The following is a 4,962-nucleotide window of genomic DNA, read 5'->3' on the forward strand; positions in this document are numbered from 1 at the left end:
TTCATCATCATATTCATACTGACCATTTGGTAATAGTGTTCGTTTGATATAACCGTTGTTCACATATCTATACAATGTAGGTCTTGTTATTCTTAGTGTTTTTAGAACATCGCCAGCCTTCATTTTATTATCTGATAATAATAAATGATATTATTATTAATCAATTTTACGGTTAAAAATGACTATATCTGAAAAAGAAATGGAATACATAAAACTAAGGTTTAAAACTGACATTAATCGAATAAGAGTTAATATAAGCCAATTAGAAAATAGTCACAATGACTTTTATAGTATATTCAATCAACTGAAAAATAATTTTTCTGTTATTCCTGATAAATCAGTAGATAGAACGAAAAATAATAAAAAATTTGAAAAATTGATAAGTGATCTACCATCTCCACTTTTTGATTTCAATATATTCAAACGTTAATTTGTTTTTAATTTAAATAATACCCAGATCTTTCAACCTGTCTGGTAGATAGGTTTCGGTCACAAAATCCAGACCTTTTCCAGCAAAAGCCTGTTGTTCTGCCTTTTTCTTGATATCAAGCTGGAGCTCTATCTGTTCTTTCCAGTAGTCGGTTTCAAATCTTGGGTCTGAAAGCTCACTTCTGAGAGCTTCTACATCTTTTTCTGTCAGTTTATCGGTGGATAATTCGTATTCTACAATGTCTGTAGGTTGCAGTCCCAGAAACTTGGCGTTGGGTGTTGCCATAAATTCAGAAAGATGAGCGCTTTTTATTGCACCATAGGCAATGGATGCATAAATGCGATAAGACCATGGGTCACCGTCGGTAAACACCAGAACAGGTATTCCGAGTTCCTCGTTCATGCGTTTGATAATCCTTCTTGTAGAACGGGCAGGTTGACCTTTAAGGTGAACAAGTACAGCATTGTATTTTTCATCAAACCCGTTTTCAATAAGTCTTGCGTACATACCGCCGGTTTCTATTGCGATTATAAAATTGGCATTATTTTCCAGAAATTCAATATTTTCCACATTAAAAGGAATCTGGTAACCGCTTTCTCCGATATCTTCCTGACAGTGAATTGTCCTTGCACCACGTTTTGTTTCTTCCCTGAGTTTCAGAGGTCCGAATAATGTTGCTCCATCCTCTTCTGGACGCATGTGGAAATATTCACGCTGCAGGTTTGTGATTATCTCAAGGTCTTCAACCAGTTTATCGCTTTCTGGCTGTTCACGGAATTTAGCAACTCCCCAGTTTTCAGAAATATAATACAATTCTCTTAAAGTAGAACCACGATTTTGTCCCAGATGATTGTTCATAACAAAATCAATGGTTTTTGATGTTTTTAACAGTTGATAAGAACCCTTTGTTGTCTTTGCACTACGTTCGCTTTCACGACCACCGTAAACCCATACATCACTGTTACTGTTGTATTCAATATTACCTTTTGTACGGCTGGGTAGGGTTACATGAGGAATAATACCTTCTACAAACTGGTCATATAATTTTCTGGCAATACCCATCAGTCTATCTTTTGCCACAGAATCATGTTCTTTCTGATGAGGTGATTCAGAACTGTTACCCATTTTAAACAATCTCCTTTATCGCTTTTGCACCAGTGACAAGTTCGTCTTCAATTCCTTCAATTGTTACAGAAGGAAGACGGGACAATTCATCATCTGTTATTGACACAATTGAATAGTTTATAACCTTGGAAGAATTAGATGGAATGTTAAGCGTCCATTTATAATCAAAATCATCACCAAGAGAAGTAGTCTTAGGTTCAGGGCTTGCATTCTTTATCCCGTAGGGTAACATCTCATGCAAATCGAATTCATGGGATTTGTTAGCGTAATTAACTATTCGTATGGAAACATCCACACTGTTGTCTTCGTTTCTGCTGAACTGTCTGTTTACCAGAACATTGCCCATAATTTTTGCCACTACTGGGTTAATATCTGGTTCTTCCCTGTCAAGTGTTTCTGCAAGTGTTGAAGCCATATTTGGCAGAACCTTGGTAATGATTACTTCTTTTTCACGTCGTTTTTTGAGCGTACCCTGACGGTTAATGTAGCGGTTTAATTTTCTTGCTACATCCTTTATACCAAGCTCAATTTCATCTTTAATTTCGGGTATATCTGCAATGGCATCTTTAGATTCAGAAGTAAAGGGCACATTAGTAGATGCAACATGAACAAGTATAACCGCTGGACCTGTTGGGATTCCTCCACCCGGCTGGTTCAATCCGTATTGTTTCCATTTAATGGATTCTACTGCATGAGTAGTTACACATCCGCCCTGTTGATAGAGAAGAGGGACACGATTTGCAAAACGCATTATGTCGATTTTGTCATCTTTTGGGAGGTCACCACCGTATGCTATACCTACCTCAACTATAAACGGATTTCCTGAATATACCGATGGAGAACGGGTTGTGGTTGCTATAAAATCTACATTGAATTCTTTGTTCAACCCTTTGTATGTTAATTTTTCACCTATCGGAGAAAGGCAATTGGTAGGGGGTGACATAATTTTAACCTTTGAAAAAGCCTCCAACAATTTTTTAGCTTCAAGTCTTGTGATTTCACGAGGTTCTTTTTCAAAATTGAGCCCTGCAGTCTTACAAATCTCTTCCGCAGTATTGAGACCTATTTTTGAAAACGAATAACGCAGAAAAGCACCAAGTTTTTGGCGTTCAGTGTATCTTAACATCTTCATCAAAGTACCCATTTCAATTCCATGGGGGTGAGGAAGGATTTCATCCGGAGCTTTGGGTAATTTATCAGTTACACGCTCAAAAACAATTTCATTGCCATCGGGTTCAATCAATGTTAAACGCGCATGGGGGTTCACAATTGCAGTTGCTTTTAAATATTCCTGTATTGATTGTCTTCGACCCTTGACATAAGATGCTTCCATCTCCATTTCAACCCTTGTACCATGAGGTCGGTCCCAGTCAGCAATTTCATCCTTCAAAATTTCAGGGTCGTTAGTACTGGTATTAATCATCACTTCATAATAATGGGCTGGTGATTCTGGACCTATTTTTGAAACAATCTTTGTCTGAAGACCTGTTGTAAGCTGGGAATATAATACTGCTGCAGATATACCAATACCCTGCTGACCTCGACTCTGCTTCAATGCATGAAACCTTGAACCATACAATAGTTTTGCAAATACTTTGGGTATCTGCTCTCTGACAATACCAGGACCATTATCCTCGATTATTACAGCAAGCGTGTCTTTACCAGTTCGCTCAATCTGTAGTAAAATATCGGGAAGTATATCTGATTCTTCTGCAGCATCCAGTGCGTTATCAACAGCTTCTTTTACAGTTGTAATAAGACATCTGGGGGCTGAATCAAATCCAAGAATCTGTCTGTTTTTTTCAAAAAATTCCGCAACGCTTATGGTTTGCTGATTTTTTGCAAGTTCTTCTGCTATTGGGGATGACATGATTGTACTACCTTTTAGGTTAATATTTTTTTTATTAATATAATTATCATATATAATTAAACTAAAATACATTTACATGACAATTAAGCATGGATTTAGTTTTTACTAAAGAAGGCATATAGCGATATTTTATTAAGATTTTTGAAAACATTTTATTAGATTATTTTAAATCATTATTATAATGATGACCATATACAAAGTTTTTTATAGCAAGTAAACCTATATATTTAATGAAGAGCGGGTTAAAAATAAACTTTTTTTATTAACCCCCACTCCCCAACCCGCTCCTCTACCCTTATTTAAAAATCAAAAAGAGATTTTTGCGATTTATCCTGTGATTTTTTATCATCGTTTTCGGACCGGTCATCAGACTGGCTCGTTTTATCTTCTGTTTTACTGGTTGTCTGAATATTTTCGTTTTTATCGAATTTGGATTCATCCAGTTTGGAATTCTTTTTTTTGCTGGATGTTTTTTTGTTACTGGAACTGTAAGTAGAAAATGAATCGCATTCTGACGGATTTTCGACCATTGATTCTGCTTTTTGGTGTATATTTTTAAGCCTTTTTGTGGTCTTTTTACTCCCTGTCAAATAGGCTAACTCATCCAGTGATAGGTTCAGGTCAGCAGTTATATCAACTGCATAATCATCATCTTTTAACAATTGGGTGTATACAGGTGTCAGGTTTGACCGTACATGACGGATGGATTTATAATTATGTTGAGCGATTTTGGATGCGATATTGTCTCTAAGATCACGTTTTGCACGCATCTGTCCCAGTTTCCTCCAGTATGAAGGAGGACTGAATTTGATAAAACCCTTATAATTCTGGGATCTGGAAACCACCATTCCGCCAATCATGAGTATATTAGCATAACGCCACAACCGGTAATTCTGTCTGTTTCGAACTCTTCCAAGATATATGTCTGCTTTTGAAAGATAGCCATAACCAGACTTTATGTCATCAATTTCATGTTTATACTGTGCAGGCAGGTTTTCATCAATCCAGTGAACCATATCTTCAGGGCTTTCATCAATACCGTAGGTAGCATTTAGGGCTTCGTTAATATCATGACCTTTAAAAATTTTGGTTAAAACTTTGAAAATGGATTCCTCTGTATCCCTCTGTGAGGTAGCTATATCCTCAATATGGAGTTCGTTTCCGGATACTGCTGCCTGGAGGTCGTTTATAGCACTGCGTACGTCACCATCCGAATCCTGTGCCAGCTTTTCAATTGATTCATCGTCACAGTTTATATCTTCTTTTTTACAGATTTTTTTAAGGGCGGAGGCTATAGACCTTGTCTGTACATTGTTGAATTTAATCTCGAAGCATTGATTTCGAATAGATGATGCTAAACCATAGACATCGTTTGCTATCAAAACTACTGGTTGGTTGGTTTTTTTAATTGTCTCGGAGATAGCACGGGCTCCGCCACGATCATTGGTACCGTGCAGGTTATCAGCTTCATCAAGTACAATCAACCTTTTCCCGCCTGAACCAAACAGTGAGCCTGTTTTTGATGCAGAACCTGCAA

Annotated in this window: 3 protein-coding genes; all 3 read right to left on the reverse strand. The window is 37.0% G+C overall.

The window, feature by feature from the left end:
* Nucleotides 1-442: 442 nt before the first annotated feature.
* Nucleotides 443-1,555, reverse strand: a complete 1,113-nt coding sequence (locus tag QZ276_RS03640) for a DNA topoisomerase IV subunit A (protein WP_292485375.1) — start codon at nt 1,553-1,555, stop codon at nt 443-445.
* Between the two features lies 1 nt (nt 1,556).
* The gene (locus QZ276_RS03645) at nt 1,557-3,425 is read right to left on the reverse strand and encodes a DNA topoisomerase VI subunit B (protein WP_292485377.1); all 1,869 of its coding nucleotides are present in this window, start codon (nt 3,423-3,425) and stop codon (nt 1,557-1,559) included.
* 299 nt (nt 3,426-3,724) lie between these two features.
* Nucleotides 3,725-4,962: replication factor C large subunit (locus QZ276_RS03650; protein ID WP_292485378.1), on the reverse strand; the 1,238-nt coding region annotated here is incomplete at its 5' end.

The organism is Methanohalobium sp., from assembly GCF_018609725.1.
Classification (GTDB): Archaea; Halobacteriota; Methanosarcinia; order Methanosarcinales; family Methanosarcinaceae; genus Methanohalobium.